Source organism: Marinobacter sp. G5_S1_61_S3, assembly GCF_054968585.1.
In genome coordinates this window covers 155,698-175,018 of the sequence record NZ_JBQKUK010000013.1, presented here as the reverse complement: position 1 = coordinate 175,018, position 19,321 = coordinate 155,698, and the positions used below count along the sequence as shown (strand labels likewise).

Below are 19,321 nucleotides of genomic sequence, written 5' to 3'. Positions count from 1 at the left end.
TGAGGGCAGCAACGAACTGCGGTTCGAGGACGAAGCGGACAAGGAACAGATCTATGTCCACGCCCAGAAAGACCTGGACCTGCTGACGGAGAACAATCGCACCGAGGTTGTTAAGAACGAAAGCCACCGAACGGTGGACAACAACGAGTTCAGCAATATCAAGGGCAGCGACCACTGCACTGTGGACGGTGAGAAGCGACAGACAGTCGGCGGCGACTGCAGTCAGAACATCGGTGGCACTTTCCACCAGAAATCCGCCCAGGGCACGCTAAGTGAAGCGGGCACCGAAGTTCACCACAAGGCAGGCGCCAAAGTGGTGCTGGACGCGGGTGCAGAACTCACCATCTCCGCCGGTGGCAGCCTGCTGAAACTGGACCCGAGCGGCGTGACCCTGGCAGGGCCCGGTATCAAGATCAACTCTGGTGGGGCACCGGGCAGTGGTTCCGGGCAAGGTGTGGTGATGGCGGAAATGCCCCAGAACCTGGAGGGGCTGGTCCATCAGGCCATTGAGCCAGCAGCGCTGCCCGAAGTGCCCCTCACCGCACCACAGTTCAACAACCTGATGTCGGATGCACCTTTCTGTGAAGAGTGCGTGAAGTGTCGAGATGGGGTGTGTGATGTCTGAATCGCAAGGTTTTTGCACACGTCTTGACGATGTTCGTCAGCAGGCTGGGCCCGAAAGCGCCATCTATCTTGTACTGAGTGGCACCAGTGCTTCGAAGCCTGTTCGTCATTTTTACGCCATGGATGGCTTGACCGCCCTTCCGCTGTTTCAGGGCACTCAATACGCGGGGTGGCACGAAGTCATGCCATTCCTGGCACAGGTAACGGAAACAAGCGCATTCCTGGGCTGGATCGACGAATCCGACAGTGCCGACTGGGGCTGGGGATTAGTGAGTAACGCCACGCTGGAGGAGGTGTTCAGCCACATCCGCAGCCTGACCAAGATTCTCCTGCCAGACCGACAAGAGGTGTTCTTTCGCTATTGGGACGCACGGTATTTTGGCGCGATTCTGGAAAGCGTTGATGAGACATGCCGCGCCCAATTGATGGGGCCGATAGCAACCGTGGTGTTGCCTGGAGGCGAGGTCATTGAGCACCCGGGTGCCCCGGATACCGCCAAACCTGTAGAAGAGTTTCCATGGTTTGTTCTGCCCGCCGAAGCTCTGAAGAAAATTGCAGCCCTGTGCTGGGGGCAGCTGGTGGACAATACGGTTTCGGCGCTTGGCAAGAAAAAGCAGACGCCCCTGGTTCGGTATCCTGGGCCCATCGCCCGCCAGAAAGTTGAACGTCATTTACGGCGGTTGACCAGCGGTGACGCCATCACCGAACTGTCTCCGGAACACGTGCAAACCATACACGAAGCTCTGATGCGTGAGGCATTGCAGGGCGCACACTGATTGAGGATGAATCAATGATCGAGTCACGGACGGCTCTTCAGGCTTCAGAACAGACATCCGGCGCACTTCCGGATATCAATGCCATTACCCGGGAGCTTCGGGAATCCCTTTCCAATTCCTACGATGACTGGCGTGACGGCTGGTTCTCATCGATCTTCATGGGGCATGAGCAGGTTCTGGAGGTCAATGGTGAGAACAACCGTGAGGACGTCAGTGAAAACGAGATTGTCTCGTCCACCGTTGCGCCTTGCGAGGAAACCCGAAAAATCAAGATTGCCCACTTCCATGAGAACGTGAGCAAGACTCCGATACCGTCCACGCGTTTCCAGATTCAGGAAAATACCGGATGGATATTCGATAGCTGGGACGCGATTCACAGCGGCACCACGGATGAAAATGGCCTTGCGGAAGTGCCGGTCACTCCCGGAAAGGAATACCGGGTGGTGATGTCTCCTGATGTCTCCCAGGCGGAGATGGATGCGCTCTATCAAACCTACGAGAGCTTCGTAGACCGTTGCTGCGCTCTGCTGGAAAGCACCTGGAACAACGGCGCCCGCCAGGAATGGGACAGTTATCTGTCAATGAGCTCCACGGAACAGTCGCTGGCCGTTTACGGCCGTCTTCAGGAAGGCATCGCGGATGGCTTTACCGCCGTGTTGGATGATATCCGTCGTATCTACGACGTAATCTGCGGTTTGTTGGATTACGACTTCAGCAACCTGCCAGACGATCTTCAGGAACAGATGGAGACGCTGAAAAAAGCCGACGATGCCTATCTCAAGGCGTGCCTTGTGGCTAACGACGAGATCTTCCTGTTCCTGGTGATGTACACCGTCCGTCAGTATTTCAGGCTTCTGTCACCCACTCAGGTAGCTGAAGTCTCGGGCGAGCTGGTTGGGCAGATCCTGTTCGACGTAGTGGTTGGGCTGATCATCACCGGAGGTGCCGGCCTGGCAGCCAAGTATGGTGTTCGTATTGGCAGCAAAGCGGTTGCTGGTGCGATGAACGTGGCGGATGGCGCACGCACCAACAAAAATATTCTCGGGGAATTTCTTGGCCAGTTCGCCAGGGAGTTCCAGGATTTCATGGAGGATATCGGTACCAATCACCGCGCCATCCAGGTGGCCGGCGGTAGCCGCCTGAACCCGTCCAGCACCCAGCCCGGTCCGGACGTTCGAAACCGCAATGCGATGTATCAGCAGATTGCTGACGATGACGAGGTTGTGAACTTGCAGGCTGGAGGCCGTGATCATGCTGCCGCCAGTGAGGCCAGCAAGGCTCTGGTCCGGGATGATCCATCACCCTCTGAAACCGATCAGGGCCGGGTCACGCAGGACAATGAATCCACGGAAAGCGTGGAAGACCCGATCAGCACGGTTACTGGTGAAGAGGTGCTTGAGCTGACGGATGCGCGCCTCAGCGGCCCGTTGCCCTTTGAATTCAAGCGGGTGTATCGCTCCGGCAGCAGTGATCGGCGCCTGGATATGGGTTACGGCTGGCGCCATAGCCTGAACCATGGCCTGAGCTTTGACGGCAACAGCATCACCTGGCATGACCACGAAGGTAAGAATACCCGTCTTCCTGAGCTGGATAGCACCCCCTTTGGCACCAACTCTCAGACCGGCATGGCCGCCTGGAAAGACGGCGAGCAGATTGTTGCCTGCGCCGGGGAGAAAGCACCACGCTACCACTTCCGCCGGGAGGGGGATCGTGGTGTGCTGGTGCAGATTTCCGATCGATACGGCAACAAACTGCAGGTTGGCTATGACCTCCACGGCCAATTGGAGCGAGTGGTCAGTGATGCTGGAGACGCCCTCGCATTCGAATTTGACGGCCCTTATCTCAAAGCGGTCAACCGCCTGCGACGTAAGCTGACCGACACCGGTTACCAGTGGCAGGCGCTGAGGACCGAGCGCCGATACAGCTACGATGACGGTGATGACCTGATCGCGGCTGAAGATGCGATCGGTGGTATCGAACGCTACGGTTATGACAACCACATGCTGACCAGCCGTCAGCTTGCTGGCGGATACAGCTTCTATCTGGAATGGGACGAAGGCTCGCCCAAAGGGCGTTGCATTCACCAATGGGGCGACAGTGCCCAGATTGATACCCGGTTTGAGTGGGACGACGATAACCACAGCTGCACCGTCAGCTACGTCGACGGGAGCAAGGAGATTTGGCGATACGACGGTGCAGCGCAACTGCAGGAAAAGATCGACCCGGACGGTGCCAAACACATCAGCGAGTACGATGAAAAAGGCCGCCTGCAGGCCACCGTTGACCCCATGGGCGCCCGCACCGAGTACCAATACGACAGCAACGGACGCCTGCAGGGTAAAACCGGCCCCGACGGCCAGCCTGTTCTCTTCACCTATCGCAAAGGGCGGATCGCGGAAATCCACCGCAGCGGCCAGACCTGGGCGTTCGACTATACCCAGCACGGTGACCTCGCCCGTGAAACCGATCCAAAGGGACGGGTGACCCGCTACAGCTACAACCCTGAGGGCCAGCTAACACAGGTAAACCTGCCCGATGGCCGAACCCACAAATGGGGCTGGAACAACCACGGCCAACTGATCGAGGAAACCACCCCCACCGGTGCTTTCTACCAATACCGGTACGATGAATTTGGCCAGTTATTGGCCAAGAAAGACGCCCGTGGCGCCATTACCCGTTATCAGTACGATGGCCTGGGGCGGGTGACGGACGAAATTCTCTCTGGCAACCGGCGCCGACAGTACCACTACAACCACTACAACAAAGTAACGCGTTTTGTTGACGAGAAGGGCCGGGAAACCTGCTACGAATACGGCAACAACCTCCACCTGCTGACCCGACGCATTAACCCGGACGGCAGCGAATTGCGCTACCGGTATGATCACCACCGTTTCCTGCTCACCCACATCGAGAACGAACGTGGTGAAGAGTATCGCATCGACTATTACCCGAATGGTCTGGTCAAACAGGAAACGGCTTTCGACGGTCACAGGACGGCTTACCAGTACGACCTGAACGGTCACCTGATCGAAAAAGCTGAGTACGGCACGTCCACAGACGTACTGCAGACCACGGCCTACGAGCGGGATGAGCTCGGTCAACTACTGAAAAAAGTGCTGCCAGACGGCCGTGAAATCCAGTACGGCTACAACGCCGACGGTAAGCTGACCGCTGTGGATGACGGGCGCTGGCCATTGGCCTTTGAGTACGATGAATTCGGCCTACTGAAAACGGAGCACCAGGGTTGGGCGACCCTTCGTTACCAATACGACGAGATGGACCGCTTGCGCGGCATGGTGCTCCCGGATGGTCAGTCGCTGACCTACCAGCATGATAAAGCTGGCCTTCTGTCCGGCATCGACCTCAACGGAAAACCACTAACCCGCCATCGCATGGCTTCCACCGGCGAGGAAATCGAACGCCAACAGGGCGACCTGTTGAGTGCCTATGTCTACGACGAAGAAGGCCGTCTGACCCAGCACCGGGTGCACCAGGGCCGCATCAAGGACATCGCTGCCCAGCGGGATTACCAGTACGATCCAAACGGCAACCTAAAGGCCATCCAGGACAGCCGCAAAGGCCTGCGGGAATACGTTTACGATCCCATGGACAGGCTGGTTGGCGTGCGAGGTGACCTCTACGAACAACTGATCCACGACCCAGCCGGCAACCTGCTGGAACAAAGCCAAAGCCCGGCCAGTGGAAACACCGCCAACGTACGCGGCAACCGGCTCACCATGCACGGTGACTGCCACTACGAATACGACGAATTCGGCAACCTGACTGAAGAACGCCGTGGTAGGGACCAGAAACTGGTTACCTGGTACACCTACGACTGCGAACATCGCCTGAGCAGCGTCACCAAACCGGATGGCAGCACCTGGCACTACGAATACGACGCCTTCGGCCGCCGCATCGCCAAAACCAACGGCCTGACACGAACCGAATTCCTCTGGCAGGGCGACCGCCTGATCGCCGAGGAAACCGGCGACCAGTACCGCACTTACGTCTACGAGCCAGATACCTTTAAACCCCTGGCACTGGTAGACGGCTGCGGCCCCGAACAGGCCAGCATTTACTATTACCACCTGGACCACCTGGGCACCCCCCAGGAGATTACCAACGCCGAGGGTGACCTCGTCTGGTCGGTGACTTACCGCGCCTACGGCAACGTCGTCCGCGCCCTGGTCAACGAAATCGACAACCCGATCCGCTTCCAGGGCCAGTACCACGACCCGGAAACCGGCCTGCATTACAACCGCCACCGGTACTACAACCCCAGCACCGGGCGCTTCCTGACCCCGGACCCGATTGGGCTTGCGGGCGGATTGAATAACTACCAATATGTTCCGAATCCTACGGGGTGGGTGGATCCGTTGGGGTTAACCTCGGTAAAAGGGGATTGTCCGGGAGTACAGGGGAGTTACAGCCCGATTGTTCCTGGTGGTGGACTCATGAGCCATGAAAAGGCTGGCGGTCATCTATTGGAGCGGCATGTTGGGCAATCAGAGCAACAGTTGTTGTCAAGAGTAGAGCAAAATAGACGAATCAGCGGTGCATCGTCTTTTCTGGATCGTCCTGCTGCAGAAAGAGCAGTTAGTCAGGCGCTAGAGGTAAATGACAGCGGCATCGAACGATTTCTTAGTGGTGATGAACGACGGCTTGTTATTAATCATTCGCTGGAAGAGACTGTCGGTATTTCAGTGAGACGAGGCGACGCGGCTGCTGGCATTGCTAGTAATGTAAGGGTCGTATTGGAGCGTGATCCGAAAATGTCTATAGGTTACAGAATCGTTACAGGGTTCCCCACATTATGAGTGAGCTTGGATTTGAAGATCTTGAGCAGATACTAGGCGGCTATTTTCATCAAGATTGGATGGATGAATTTTCCTCTGAGAAAGAGGCGATAGAGTATATCTTGAAGAATGAGTCGCGTCGGAAAATTGTTTCTGCTAAAGAAGCTATAGAAGAGGTACTAAATAAAGATATGTCAGAGGAGGAATATAAAGATAAGCTTTTTGCACTGGGAAATGAGTATGAATATGAGTTCGATGGATATAGCAGTAGAGAGTGGTTGGAGTTTTTGCTAGTTTCATTTGATATCAAGTGAGTGGTGATGGATTCGGTTCTGCAATGGAAGTATGTCACCTGATATGCACCGAGAATGCCTGCTAGTGTGAGCATATACGACTCCTGCATCTTGCCAGTTGGATTGGCAACTGGAAGCCATTTTTGGCCCGCGTAGGGGCTTTGGTTTACAGATGTCGATTAGGTAATTTTTTATGATGGCGGCGGACATAGAGAATGCTGTGTTCATTTATATCAAAGAAGTGGATAGTTCGTTGTTAAATGAGGTAGTACTATCATCTGATTTTAGATTCTTGAATTCAGCTCCTGTCAGTGTCGAGCCGAAGCAGGAGGCTGAGCAGATGAAAATACACTACGATTCAGTTCTGAATGCGGGATTTGAGAATTGGGGATTCGAATCAACAATTGAGAAACTTAGTATTTCCGAAAGTGAAAACATTCAGTTTATTGGTTTCAAAGGAGCTGACTATTCAGCCAAGCTTTATTTTGAGGGCATACCGGAAAAGGTGATTGGTGTAATCGTAACTCGGCGTCCTTCAGTTTCACCCGCAATAGACCAATCTGGAAAGGCATTGTAGTCGACCTCACTCCACACACTGCACCTTATCCCCATCTTCCACCACCAGATACCTAGCCGGCAAATCCGGCAGTGAGGTTGTAATCAACTCCTCCAGCCTGCCAGACGCTCGCAATTCACTGAGCCCTTCGTTGAATTTCTCCAGATACCGTTCACTTTCTGGCACCTGTTTGGACAGGATCAGGTACAAGTAATCCGATTGCAGCGGCGCGGTGTGGAAGGTGATCTTGCCGCTGAGGCCGAGCTCTTTCAGCATGCCCATGCCCACGGCGGGCTCCATTGGAAACAGGTCGATTCGGCCAGCCGCAAGTTTGCGGAAGTTGGATTCGTCGGAGGTGGTGACATCGGCACTGATGGTGCCGGCGGCGACGGCTTCCTCGAATTCCTCGCCGTAGTTGTAGTCCTGGGTCAGCCCTATGCGATAGCTCTCCAGGTCTTTTACGTCTTCCCAGTCGAAATCCATGCTGGTGCGATGAAACAGGGCGTAGTTATGGGCGACGATTGGGTCGCTGAAGTGGAAATGCTTTAGTAATTTCTTTCGACAGGTCCAGGCAACTGAACCGTCCCACCGGCCTTTTTCCGCCAGAAGGCGAGCGCGGGACCAAGGGAAAAAGCCATAGGATACGGGAATGTCTTTCTTGGCGAAGGCCAGGGTGACGATTTGGGAAATGACCCCGTAATGAGGTGGTGTGTTTTCCATGTAGGGAGGCCAGTGCCCATTGGTGAGCCTGATGGTCGGAGCCGCTTCGTCGGCTTGAAGCGGCAAGGCGAGGGCGCAGGCCATCAGCGCACTGGTAAGGGTAGTGTAGAGGTGACTCAATAGCTGCCTGATCAACCGAATGAGTCGTCGATCGTGCTTGGGCGATCCCTGCTTAAACATCTGTCCATCCACCAAAGCAGGTGCTGGCCGGATGGCGGGGGTGGTTCACAACACCGTCATCGATCGGTCGCACTAGAAGTTGATGATAGTCAAAGAGTAGCAGTCGCTCAGATCATTACAACCAGTCGATTTTGGGGATGCCTAGCGGTGATTGCCCCTCAGGGCTTTGACCTTTTCTTCCAGCATTTCCGCATTGGCCTCCTGCGCGGTTGCTGGCTCACCGGCAATGAGTTCAATCCGCGACCAGAAGCGCTTGGGAAGATGTTTCAACGCAGGCCCGCCGCAGTGGCTGAAGAAGCTGCCCCACAGGCCTCGCAGGGCCATGGGAACGACTGGTACCGGGCGTCGCTCCAGGATAATATCCACGCCGCCGCGGAAGGTGGCTACCTCACCGTCGGAGGTCAGGCGGCCCTCGGGAAAGATGCAGACGACATGGCCGGCGTCCAGTTCTTCGTCAATGCGCTCGAAGGCGGCGTCGTAGATCTCCGGTACCCGATTGCGGGAGCCAATGGGAATGGTTTTGGCAAGCTTGAAAATCGCGCCGAGTACCGGCGTTTTAAAGATCTGGTAGTCCATCACGAATCGGACAGGCCGCCTGATCGCGCCGGCAATCACGAGGGCGTCCATGTAGGTGACGTGGTTGCAGACCAGCAGTGCCGGTCCTTCCTCGGGAATGCGATTCAGGCCTTCGTGGTGTACCCGGTAAATAGTGTGGGAAAGCACCCAGACAATAAAACGAAGGGCGAATTCGGGCACCTGCTGGTACACAAAGCCCGCCACAATCAGGTTCATGATGGCCAGTACCAGGAAGAATTCGGGGATGCTGAGGCCGATCACGCCCAGCATCATTACGCCCATGATGGCGCTGACCACCATGAACAGGGCGTTGAACACGTTCAGTGCCGCAATAACACGGGCGCGCCGTTCCTCCGGGGTTTCCCGTTGCACAAATGCGTAAAGGGGCACGATAAACAGGCCACCAAAAAAGCCGATCCCCAGCAGATCGATGGCCACTTGCCGGTGCTGGCTGTCGCTGATCATCATCCACCAGTCGGTTGGTACCGGGTTGGCGGGCATGTTGAAGTAGAGGTCGAGCCCGAACAGGCTGATGCCCAGGGAGCCAATGGGCACAATACCCAGTTCTATCCGATGGCCGGAAAGCCGTTCGCAGGCGACAGAGCCTAACGCAATGCCGATGGTGAAGATGGCCAGCAGCAGGGTGACCACGGTTTCATCACCCATAAGGTCGGTCTGGGCAAAGCTGGGGAACTGGGTGAGGTAGGCGGCGCCGAGGAACCAGAACCAGGAAATCGCCATAATGCACAGCAACACCGAGTGATTTTCCGCGGCCAGGCGCATCAGATGCCAGGTTTCCCGCAGTGGGTTCAGGCGTATGGTCATGTCGGGATTGGTGGTGCCGGTCACCGGGACTTGCCGCGCTGCCAGGTAGCCGATGACGGCCAGGGCGAGGACCCCGATTGCTGCGAGTTTCTCCGGTTGGTCGCTGCCCATAAGCAGGCCAGCGGCGAGTGTGCCCACAAGAATAGCCACGAAGGTACCCATTTCCACCAGCGCGTTTCCGCCCACCAGTTCGTCGTCCCGAAGCACCTGGGGCAGGATGGCGTACTTCACCGGGCCGAAGAAGGTGGATTGCACGCCCATCAGGAACAATAACAGCAGCAGCGATTCGTACCAGCCGACCCAGAGCCCGGCGGCGGCCAGCGCCATAATGGCGATCTCCGCGAGTTTTACCCAGCGAATCACACGGGACTTTTCATACTTGTCCGCCAGTTGGCCAGCGATACCTGAAAACAGGAAAAAGGGCAGGATAAACAGCAACGCCGCGATGTTGACCACCACATCAATGGGCAGGCCCAGCAGGCCACCAGCCGTGTAAGTAATCAGCAACAGCAGGATGTTGCGGAACAGGTTGTCGTTAAAGGCGCCTGAGAACTGGGTCAGGAAGAACGGCAGAAAGCGTCGCTCTGAAAGCAGCCGGAACTGGCTGTGGTCGTCCATGCTAGTGATCCATCATCTCGTTGTTGATGGGGAATATTCTGCCACAAACGGGTTACTGAAACAGGGTTCTGGTTGCATGAGCTTCACGCTTCGTACGGGTGTTTCAAAGATTTTCAGTATTTAACGTTTGTGGTGAGCAGGCTGGTAATTTTCGGGGTAACCTGAAGATAACCGTTTTGGAAATCACTGTTTATGAGTCGGCCCAAACCCATGTCTGCCAGGGAACCCATCAGGGAGCGTCGTCCGCAATTCTGGCAGGTGGCCAAGCGCTGTTGCCAGATTGCCGCCACGGTTGATGTGGCGTTCTTCTTTCTTTTCCATCTTCTCGGTTCACCGATATTGGCGTGGGTGAACGTGGTAAGCGTCACCATGTACGTGGTGGCCTACCGGGCATTGGCTAGGAAGCAGAATGGCTTGGCCATGAGCTTGATCTGGGCGGAAGTGATTATCCACGCTGGGTTGGGCGTTTTGCTTATCGGCTGGGAGAGCGGCTTTCACTATTTCCTGCTGATGTTCATTCCGGCGCTGTTCGTTAGCATGGCGTTGCGAACGGCGGTGATCTTTCTGGTGGCGCTGTGGAGCTATTACATCACTCTTTATCTGGTGATGTGGGTTATCGAGCCGCTACAGCCCATTGCCCCTGGCGCCTTGCTCGCGGTTTATCTGTTTAACCTGAGTGTGGTGTTCGCCATGTTCAGTTACCTGTCGTTTTTCTACCTCACCATGGTGACCACGGCAAACCGAAAACTGCGGCGGATGGCGACAACCGATTCTTTGACCGCCCTATTCAACCGGCGCCAAATGACCGAGCTTGCGGAAAAGGAACTGGCGCGCTTCCAGAGGACAGGGCGCCCGGTTGCGTTCCTGGTGCTTGATATTGATCACTTCAAGGCCATCAATGACCGGCACGGACATGAGGTTGGTGATCGGGTATTGATTGAAGTCGCCAACCTTATCAAGGCCCAGTTGCGTACTCAGGACTTGATCTCCCGCTGGGGTGGTGAGGAGTTTCTCGCGGTGCTTCCAGATACTGGCCTGGATAGCGCCCAGGCCAGTGCGGAGCGTATGCGCAAGGCGCTTCTGGCCAATGACTGGCTGGCGACGACCGGCGAATCCATCGATCTGACCATCAGTGCAGGCGTCAGTGAGTTGCGCCCGGGCGACAATCTGAATTCCGCCATCAGTCGTGCGGATCGAGCACTCTATCGCAGCAAGGAGGGCGGCAGGAATCGTGTGGAACTGGAGACGATATAGCCAACGGCAGTTCAGCGCTGATCAGGCACTCCAGGCCAGGTACTCGGAACCACAAACACCCGGGAGGTCTCACTCCAGTAGCCGTCCTCTGGCGACCGCTCCAGCACTGCAAACAGGCGGGGGACACCGGCCGATCGAACGACGGCCAATGCGTCTTCGGTGCTCTGTGGATCGGGGGTCTCTTGTTGGCGCCAGGGGCCGAGCCAGTGAGGTTTAACCAGCGGAATCCATCGTTTTCCGTCGGCGGCCGTTACGTTTCCCGTCGCATTCATTTCGTCCAGATCGCTGATATAGAGCCAGTCACCACGCAGGTGTCCCACCGGGATGCACTCCGGTGGCGATAGGGGCATATCCAGGGGATAGAACAGATACCCCGGCATGAAAATCCGTGGACGAACGGGTGTTTGGATGTCCAGGGACGCCAGAAGGTTGCGGGTCTCGGGTCTTGCTGTGAGTTGGCTCTGGTGGTCGGTCAGACGTTGGGTTTTGAGATCCAGACGGTCCCGAGTATTAGGCCCGTACCAGAGTGGCCTCGCCTGACCGTCATTCTGATGGCCGAGGTAAAACTTCACGGCAATTTCGTGGTGTTCGACCACGTTATCGGCAGGGTTGCGGACCAGGAAATCGAGTTCGCCCAGTGTAATGCCGTTGCTGCGGACCGGCTGGTTCTTGAGAATAACCTCCCAGCCCAGGAGGTCCTGCATCAGGCATTCGTACAGGCGCTCGAAATAGTGCCCAAGCCGTCGCGCCGGTGGTTCCGTGAGTACCTCCGGGCCAAGTTCGGGCGCACTGTCCCATACCTTCAGGCGCTCTTCAGCATCATCCGGCAGGTAAGTTTCCGGGGCAAAACCCATGGGAGAACTGATAAGCTGGGGAGCATGACACATCCACGCCAAGTGGCGCACGGCTGGAACTCGGTACTGGAGATGGGCGGTGGTTTCAGGGCGTCGGTTCATTCTGGCAGGATACCCTAAACCATTGATTTGATCAGTCCCCGTCATAGGCCTCGGGGCAACGCATCAGGAGAGGCGATATGCAGTACCTTCACACAATGATCCGGGTCAGCAACCTGGAAAAAACCCTGCACTTTTTCTGCGAGCTACTGGGTATGGTGGAAATCAGTCGCAAGAGCAGTGAAAAGGGGCGCTTTACGTTGGTTTTCCTTGCGGCTGCCGAGGATGAGGCGCGGGCGAGGGAAGAGCGGGCTCCAATGATAGAACTCACCTATAACTGGGACCCGGAAGAATATACTGGTGGTCGCAATTTCGGGCATCTGGCGTATCGGGTGGACGACATCTATGCATTGTGTAGTCACCTTCAGGCCAACGGCGCTACCATCAATCGTCCCCCGCGTGACGGGCGTATGGCGTTTATCCGGTCGCCGGACGGCATTTCCATTGAACTGCTCCAGAAGGGGGAGTCGCTACCAGCGAAGGAACCCTGGGCCAGTATGGAAAACACCGGCACCTGGTAAGTCGGCGCCTGGTACGAAGGTGTGAAGGTTTGCACGTTAGAACCGGTTTAATCGCCACTGGCAGGACAGGTTGGCGGTTTTTGGGGTAAAATTCGCGAAAATTCAAGACAAGGACGACCCATGCTCGCAGTGATTCTTTCTGGTGGTTCCGGCACCCGTCTCTGGCCGTTGTCCCGTGAAGCCTATCCCAAGCAGTTTCTGCCTGTGGTGTCTGACGATTCCCTGCTGGCGGAAACGATCGATCGTGGCCTGGCACTGGATGACAAAGCCCGGGTGTTGGCCATCACCAATGAAGATCACCGGTTTGTGGTCGCGGCCCATTTGCAGGCTCAGGCACCGGAGCGTACCGCCGGGATCATCCTCGAGCCGGTCGGTCGCAATACGGCCCCGGCCATTGCCCTCGCGGCCCTCGCGGCTGCTGAAGAAAACCCGGAAGAGCTGCTTCTGGTGATGCCTTCTGACCACGTATTGAAGAATCAGGATGTATTCCGCCAGGCGGTGAGTCAGGGCGCTGAAGCCGCCCGTTCCGGCAAACTGGTTACCTTCGGTATTGTGCCCAGCGCGCCTCACACAGGCTACGGCTACATCAAGGCCGGCGCGGCCCACGAAGGGTACAACGATGTAGCGGCCTTTGTGGAAAAACCGGACGAAGACACCGCCCGCCAGTATCTGAAAGAGGGTGATTATTTCTGGAACAGCGGCATGTTCCTGTTTCGCGCTGATCGCTACCTTGAAGAACTGGAAAGCCAGCAGCCCGAGATGATGAAAGCCTGCCGAGCTGCCTGGAAGGAGCGCAACGCTGACATGGATTTCACTCGCGTGGGTGCCGAGAACTTCAGGGCTTGCCCGGATGATTCCATCGACTATGCGGTGATGGAAAAGACTCACGATGCGGTGGTGGTGCCCCTGGATGCCGGGTGGTCGGATGTAGGCTCCTGGTCCGCGCTTTGGGATATCCAGCCCCACGATGAGAACAACAACGTGTGCCGGGGAGATGTGATTACCGAAGACGTTTCCGGCTCCTACATTCACTCAGAGGGCCGTCTGATTGCGGCGCTGGGTATTACGGATCACGTTATCGTTGAAACGGATGATGTGGTATTGGTGGCCGATCGTGGTCGGGTTCAGGATGTGAAGAAGCTGGTTGCCCAGGTCAAGGCTCAGGGCCGCCATGAACACCGCTTCCATAAGAAGGTCCACCGCCCCTGGGGTACCTATGAAGGTATCGCCATGGGGGAACGTTTCCAGGTCAAGCGCATTACGGTTAAGCCGGGCGCGTCGCTGTCGCTGCAGAAACATCATCATCGTGCCGAGCACTGGGTGGTGGTGAAGGGAACGGCCACGGTCAACCGCGGCGACGATGTGTTGTTGCTGACCGAGGACCAGTCCACCTACATTCCGTTGGGTGTGACCCACCGGCTGACCAACCCTGGCGTTATTCCCCTGGAACTGATTGAAGTGCAGACGGGTAGCTACCTGGGTGAAGACGACATTGTGCGTTTCGAGGACACCTACAACCGGGTCTGATTGATCTACATGAAACGGCATCAGGATGATGCCCGACAACACAAGGAGAAGTGAATGGAAGACTGGCAAGGATGCCTGAGCCCCCTCTGTCAAACCGCACTGCAACGGGCACGTGACAGCGTTGCCCAGCGAGGTGGTTATGCCATCACCGTTGAGGATTTCCTGTTGGCGCTGCTGGATGGTGAACCTGCCATCTGCGGATTCCTGCGCAGCCGCAGTGTTGATCTTGACGAACTGACCCGCACTATCCAATGTGAGCAACCCATCGTGACCGAAGTGGGCGGAGAGGGCCAGTTGTCCTCACAGCTCATGTACTGGTTTTCTTCTGCCCGCGAACTGAGCAATGCCCCCTGGCTGGACTGGCCCATCCTGTTGTCGGTGCTGACTCGTAACGCCGAACGCCTGCAGGAGAAAGCCTACGTTGCGGTGTTGGAACTGGTCGACCGGTGGCCCGCTGCGGACGAACAGCAGCAAGTCGCCGAAACCTCCGACAAAGGCGATACGCCCGTTGTGATTACAGACCTGGAATGGCTGGAGCTGGCGGAAGATGTATCGATTACCCTGGTCTCGGTTCCAAGAGCACTGGTGTGGGTGAAAGGGTCAAGAGGCACCGGTAAAACCAGTTGGTTACAGGCTCTATTGCCGTTCCTGTATTGCGGTTTTATAAGGTTGGACCTTCGCAATGAGGCGGAAATCATGGCCAGTGAGAATCCCGCCATCCCGTCCAAAGGCATCGACTGCAAGGATTATCCCGCGCTGGTTCTGGATAACGTTTCTCCGGCGGACCTGGCTGCAATGATGGCGCCCGAGCTCAGCGTGGCCCGCAGTCTGGTTACCGGATATCCGGGCCCCGTGGTCATGCTGGGGCCAGGCTCACCGGAAGCAGAGGCTGCCGTTGGGCAATTGGAGCGTTGCCTGGGGCGGGATTTTGATATCTTTGACATGCCCGGCACGAGTACCGGCCAGAAGGTTGCCATCCTGACGGCTCATCAACCAGCGATTGAAAAGCGCTGGAACATAGAGTTGTCCCAGGCGCTTATCCGCTATGCCGCCTCAAGCCGGAGTCGGCTGGTCGGGTCTCCTGGCGGTATGATCCAGTGGGTGGAGCGCGCAGCCGCCCGATTGAACCTGTTTGCCGAACGAGGCCCTATTGAGGGTATGGCGCTCGCTGGTAGAACCGATACGCTGCGGCGACAGTCACTGGTGGCAATGGCCAGGCAACAACCGACAGAGGCACTGGAGCGATCCCTTGAAAGCCTGGCCGTTGAGCGTGCGGCGGCGGAGGTGGCGTGGCATGAGCGAAAAGCAGAGGGTACGCTCAGGACCCTGAAAATCGATGACCTTCGCCATGAACTCGAACGCTGGGTTGCAGCCCGCCCCGGGCCGGTTCACTATGTGGTCCATTGTGATCAACCGGCAGGAGAAACAGAAGGTGCGGGATCTCGAAATCTACATTCGTGACCTGGAGTCGTCAGCGGTATCGAGCTGGCTTGCCAGTCATCTGGACGACATTGAGCTCAGGGATGACGCGCTGGGTGACAGGGCGGTGAAAGGATCAGCTCATTATCGGGCGCATAGAGTCCGCATTAATCTGTACCCCGGTGCAGGTGGCAAGCGATACACCTCTGTGATCCTGGAGGGTGAGGATCTGCCCTGGGTGTCCGACCTCGATTGCGCCCGGAGTGCCTGGCGCGCCATGGATACCGAGATTCGCTGCAGCCCCGGTGACTGGAAAGAAGGGGAGCCCGTGGAGGATGAGAAATGGTGGCGGCTGGATCAGCGCGGAGAGCAACTGGCGGTCTGGAACTGAGTTCTTCACAGCAATAAAAAAGGGGGCAGCCGGTTGGCTGCCCCCTTTTTTGTGATGCACGTTCTCGTGGATCAGTCGCTCAGAATGGACACGTTGTCCGCCTGAAGGCCCTTGTCCGCTTCGACAACGCTGAACCGGACCAGTTGGCCCTGGCGCAATACCCGGCGGCCACGGCCACGAATGGCGCGGAAGTGTACAAAGACTTCATCGCCGCTATCGCGAACGATAAACCCGAAGCCTTTCTTGACGTTGAACCACTTGACGGTGCCTTCCTCATTGCCTTCAGGGGTGCTGTCGTCGTAGTCATCGTCATCCTCGTAATCCGGTTGGGATTGCTGCTTGCGCGGGGCCGGCTGGCGAGGTGCCGTGCTGGCGCGAGGCGCTTGCTGCTTCACGGCTGAGGGTTTCTTGGCTGCCAGAGCGACGGTAACGAAGCCTGCCAGGCCGAAAAGGACAACCGCAATAATATAGGCTGCGATGCCCTGGGCGCTGCCCAATACAAACGTGGTACTGGTTGCTTCCTCGCTAGTGCCGGCCTGAGACAGAATCTGGAAGAGTTCCGGGGTGAAAGTCACCAACAGAAAACCGAGGATAAAAGGTGACGGAATCGCGACCAGGAGAGCAAGGACGATCGCTTTTGCTGGGTTTTGCATGGACTGAAGTTTCTCCATTCATCTAACGCTAACGATAAAGAGCCGGATATCGGGTAAAATCGGGTCTCCGGCGGTGAAAACCGCTGGGGCCAGCAGGACATAAACGGGTCTTGCAGGTTCCCCGGCGGGCAAAAGCGGGATGATACCAGATAACGGGGAGCGCTGACCAAGCGGCGTGTCCGCCGACACCAAATTGATCACACAATACCTTGATGGGAATCCTTCCCGGAGAACCAAAAACCTTATGAGCGACAAAGATCTGCAAGCCCGGCTGGACGAACTGGAAACGCGTCTGGCATTCCAGGACGACATCATTCATACCCTGAGCGAGCAGGTGGCCCGTCAGGAGCTGGATATCCGGGAACTCTGGGAGGCGAAGAAGCAGCTGAACACTCAGCTCAAGGAAGTGTCGTCATCGAACATCAGAAAGGAGGAGGACGAAACGCCTCCTCCCCACTACTGATCAGGCCAGCAGTTCCACAAGTACCTGCTCGTAAATCTCTGACAGGGTGTCCAGGTCTGCGGCTTTCACGCACTCATTGACTTTGTGGATGGTGGCGTTGATGGGGCCAAGTTCCAGAACCTGGGCGCCGGTCGGAGCGATAAAGCGTCCATCCGACGTACCGCCCGAGGTAGACAGCTCGGTTTCCCGGCCAGTGACGGAACGGATGGCACTTTGTGCCGCCGAGACCAGCGATCCACTATCGGTCAGGAATGGCCGACCGCTCAGATGCCATTGCAGGTCATACTTCAACTCGTGGCGGTCGAGAATGGCAACCACTCTTTCTTCCAGGCTTTCCGCTGTGTTTTCCGTGCAGTAGCGGAAATTGAAGTGAATCAGGCACTCGCCGGGGATGATGTTGCTCCCGGTGCCAGCTTCGATCCTGGTGATCTGGAAGGTGGTTGGCGGGAAGAAATCATTGCCATTGTCCCAGAATTCCTTCGCGAGGGCGTCCAGAGCCGGGGCAACGGTATGAACCGGGTTTTCCGCCAGGTGCGGGTAGGCTACGTGCCCCTGGATGCCCTGTACTGTGAGATAGCCATGGAGCGAGCCCCGACGGCCGTTCTTGATGACATCGCCCACCTCACGGGTGCTGGACGGTTCACCAATCAGGCACCAGTCGATTTTCTCATTCCGGGCTTCCAGGGTTTCCACCACTTTCACGGTGCCGTCCTGGGCCGGACCTTCCTCGTCACTGGTGATCAGCAAGGCAATGGAGCCCCGATGATCGGGATGGTTTGTCACAAACCGCTCGCAGGCTGTGACAAAGGCCGCCAGGCTGCCTTTCATGTCGGCTGCGCCCCGGCCATGAAGAAAGCCATCGTCAATCACCGCCTCGAACGGCGGATGACGCCAGTTTTTCTCCGGACCGGTGGGCACAACATCTGTATGGCCTGCAAACGCCAGCAGGGGGCCTTCCGAACCCTTGCGGGCCCAAAGGTTGTCGGTTTCGCCAAAGCGCAGGGCCTCGCCCTTGAAGCCAAGGGCAGAGAGCCGCGACATCATCAGTTCCTGACAGCCGGCGTCGTCCGGGGTAACGGATGGCCGGCGGATCAGGTCAACGGCGAGCTTGAGGGTCGGGGAAAGCTCTGCGGAATTAGTTGTTTGCATGCAGTTCTTCGTTCAGCTCGATGGCGGACTTGTTGGTCTTGCATTCAACCGCGCCAGTCTGGCTGTTACGGCGGAACAGAAGATCCGGCTTGTTGGCCAAATCCCGTGCCTTGATGACTTCAACCAGTTCGTTGTTGTCGTCCAGCAGCGCTACCTTGGTACCGGCGGTAATGTACAGGCCCGCTTCGACTTTGCAGCGGTCACCCAGGGGAATGCCGATACCGGCATTGGCGCCGATCAGGCAGTTCTCACCAACGGAAATGATGATGTTGCCACCGCCAGACAGGGTGCCCATGGTGGAGCAGCCGCCGCCGAGGTCCGAGCCCTGGCCGATCATCACGCCGGCGGAGATGCGGCCTTCGATCATGCTGGTGCCTTCGGTGCCGGCATTGAAGTTGATAAAGCCTTCATGCATCACGGTGGTGCCTTCACCCACATAGGCGCCCAGGCGAACACGGGCAGTGTCGGCGATGCGCACGCCTTTTGGTACCACGTAATCCGTCATCTGCGGGAACTTGTCGACGGACTTCACTTCCAGGGTGCGGCCTTCGAGGCGCGCCTTGAGCTGGCGCTCTGGCAGTTCGTTCAGGTCGATGGCGCCTTCGCTGGTCCAGGCCAGGTTTGGCAGCAGGCCGAAAATGCCGTCCAGTTTCAGCTCATGGGGTCTGGCCTGGCGGCTGGAGATCAGGTGCAGCTTGAGGTAGACCTCTGGCGTGCTGGAGGCAGTGTCGTCGGTGTCCAGTAGGGTCACCACGACCGGGCGCCGGCTCTCGGCAGCTTTGCCCGCCAGGGCGGATTGTTCCATCTGGCCCAGCTGTCGTAATCCGTCCGAGAGCGCCTTGAGCTGATCGGGCGTCACCGATACCGCCTGATTGCCTCCCTGGTAATCCAGAACGTTTTGAGCCACTTCGATGAGGCCGTTATCGGGGGTGATGACCGGCTGCTGGTAAAACACTTCCAGCCACTCGCCCTGATTGTTCTGGGTGCCGATACCAATTCCGAATGCAAAACTCATTGATGTGCTCCT

The 19,321-nt window shown here is 57.1% G+C and carries 17 protein-coding genes; 11 read left to right on the top strand and 6 right to left on the bottom strand.

Going from position 1 to position 19,321, the window contains the following annotated elements:
- The 5 genes from ACTRWH_RS14505 to ACTRWH_RS14485 all read left to right on the top strand — a co-directional run.
- Window positions 1-625: bacteriophage T4 gp5 trimerisation domain-containing protein (locus ACTRWH_RS14505; protein ID WP_462826531.1), on the top strand; the 625-nt coding region annotated here is incomplete at its 5' end.
- Window positions 618-1,400 carry a DUF4123 domain-containing protein gene (locus ACTRWH_RS14500; RefSeq protein WP_136633646.1) on the top strand — a complete coding sequence of 261 codons (783 nt, stop codon included), beginning with the start codon at window positions 618-620 and terminating at the stop codon, window positions 1,398-1,400. The genes ACTRWH_RS14505 and ACTRWH_RS14500, both read left to right, overlap by 8 nt.
- Before the next feature lie 14 nt (window positions 1,401-1,414).
- A complete protein-coding gene (locus ACTRWH_RS14495; protein WP_228210831.1) occupies window positions 1,415-6,217 on the top strand; it encodes an RNase A-like domain-containing protein in 4,803 nt (1,600 codons plus the stop codon).
- Window positions 6,214-6,510 (top strand): contact-dependent growth inhibition system immunity protein, encoded by a 297-nt coding sequence (locus tag ACTRWH_RS14490; protein WP_075194505.1) that lies wholly within the window; start codon window positions 6,214-6,216, stop codon window positions 6,508-6,510. The genes ACTRWH_RS14495 and ACTRWH_RS14490 overlap by 4 nt, the downstream gene beginning before the upstream one ends.
- Before the next feature lie 172 nt (window positions 6,511-6,682).
- Complete coding sequence (locus ACTRWH_RS14485; RefSeq protein ID WP_228210832.1) at window positions 6,683-7,066, top strand: hypothetical protein; 384 nt, start codon at window positions 6,683-6,685, stop codon at window positions 7,064-7,066.
- A gap of 6 nt (window positions 7,067-7,072) precedes the next feature.
- Here the strand turns inward: ACTRWH_RS14485 and ACTRWH_RS14480 are convergent, their stop codons facing one another.
- A complete protein-coding gene (locus ACTRWH_RS14480; protein ID WP_228210833.1) occupies window positions 7,073-7,945 on the bottom strand; it encodes a substrate-binding periplasmic protein in 873 nt (290 codons plus the stop codon).
- Window positions 7,946-8,086: 141 nt separating this feature from the next.
- Window positions 8,087-9,964, bottom strand: a complete 1,878-nt coding sequence (locus ACTRWH_RS14475) for an MFS transporter (RefSeq protein ID WP_228210834.1) — start codon at window positions 9,962-9,964, stop codon at window positions 8,087-8,089.
- 192 nt (window positions 9,965-10,156) lie between these two features.
- Between ACTRWH_RS14475 and ACTRWH_RS14470 the strand changes: the two genes are divergently transcribed.
- Entirely contained in the window at window positions 10,157-11,218 is a 1,062-nt protein-coding gene (locus ACTRWH_RS14470; RefSeq protein WP_421861579.1) for a GGDEF domain-containing protein, read from the top strand.
- An 11-nt stretch (window positions 11,219-11,229) separates the two neighbouring features.
- On the opposite strand, the gene ACTRWH_RS14465 is transcribed toward ACTRWH_RS14470, so the two are convergent.
- Window positions 11,230-12,174, bottom strand: a complete 945-nt coding sequence (locus ACTRWH_RS14465; protein ID WP_421861577.1) for a DUF1853 family protein — start codon at window positions 12,172-12,174, stop codon at window positions 11,230-11,232.
- 77 nt (window positions 12,175-12,251) lie between these two features.
- Here ACTRWH_RS14465 and ACTRWH_RS14460 point away from each other — a divergent pair, with 77 nt between their 5' ends.
- From ACTRWH_RS14460 to ACTRWH_RS14445, 4 genes are all read left to right on the top strand, one after another.
- The gene (locus tag ACTRWH_RS14460) at window positions 12,252-12,692 is read left to right on the top strand and encodes a VOC family protein (protein ID WP_228210836.1); all 441 of its coding nucleotides are present in this window, start codon (window positions 12,252-12,254) and stop codon (window positions 12,690-12,692) included.
- Window positions 12,693-12,812: 120 nt separating this feature from the next.
- The gene (locus tag ACTRWH_RS14455) at window positions 12,813-14,219 is read left to right on the top strand and encodes a mannose-1-phosphate guanylyltransferase/mannose-6-phosphate isomerase (RefSeq protein WP_228210837.1); all 1,407 of its coding nucleotides are present in this window, start codon (window positions 12,813-12,815) and stop codon (window positions 14,217-14,219) included.
- 54 nt (window positions 14,220-14,273) lie between these two features.
- Window positions 14,274-15,680, top strand: coding sequence for a hypothetical protein (locus ACTRWH_RS14450; RefSeq protein ID WP_228210838.1), 1,407 nt, complete (start codon window positions 14,274-14,276; stop codon window positions 15,678-15,680).
- Window positions 15,652-16,029, top strand: coding sequence for a hypothetical protein (locus tag ACTRWH_RS14445; RefSeq protein ID WP_036206097.1), 378 nt, complete (start codon window positions 15,652-15,654; stop codon window positions 16,027-16,029). The genes ACTRWH_RS14450 and ACTRWH_RS14445 overlap by 29 nt, the downstream gene beginning before the upstream one ends.
- A 71-nt stretch (window positions 16,030-16,100) precedes the next feature.
- On the opposite strand, the gene ACTRWH_RS14440 is transcribed toward ACTRWH_RS14445, so the two are convergent.
- On the bottom strand, window positions 16,101-16,682 hold the full coding sequence (locus tag ACTRWH_RS14440) for a cold shock domain-containing protein (RefSeq protein WP_036206100.1): 582 nt from the start codon (window positions 16,680-16,682) through the stop codon (window positions 16,101-16,103).
- Window positions 16,683-16,926: 244 nt separating this feature from the next.
- On the opposite strand from ACTRWH_RS14440, the gene ACTRWH_RS14435 reads away from it, so the two are divergent.
- Complete coding sequence (locus ACTRWH_RS14435; protein WP_007151799.1) at window positions 16,927-17,145, top strand: SlyX family protein; 219 nt, start codon at window positions 16,927-16,929, stop codon at window positions 17,143-17,145.
- Here the strand turns inward: ACTRWH_RS14435 and dapE are convergent, their stop codons facing one another.
- Both dapE and dapD read right to left on the bottom strand, forming a co-directional pair.
- Window positions 17,146-18,294, bottom strand: coding sequence for a succinyl-diaminopimelate desuccinylase (gene dapE / locus ACTRWH_RS14430; protein WP_228210839.1), 1,149 nt, complete (start codon window positions 18,292-18,294; stop codon window positions 17,146-17,148). It abuts the gene before it with no gap.
- A complete protein-coding gene (gene dapD / locus ACTRWH_RS14425; protein ID WP_007151797.1) occupies window positions 18,281-19,309 on the bottom strand; it encodes a 2,3,4,5-tetrahydropyridine-2,6-dicarboxylate N-succinyltransferase in 1,029 nt (342 codons plus the stop codon). The genes dapE and dapD overlap by 14 nt, the downstream gene beginning before the upstream one ends.
- Between the last annotated feature and the right edge of the window lie 12 nt (window positions 19,310-19,321).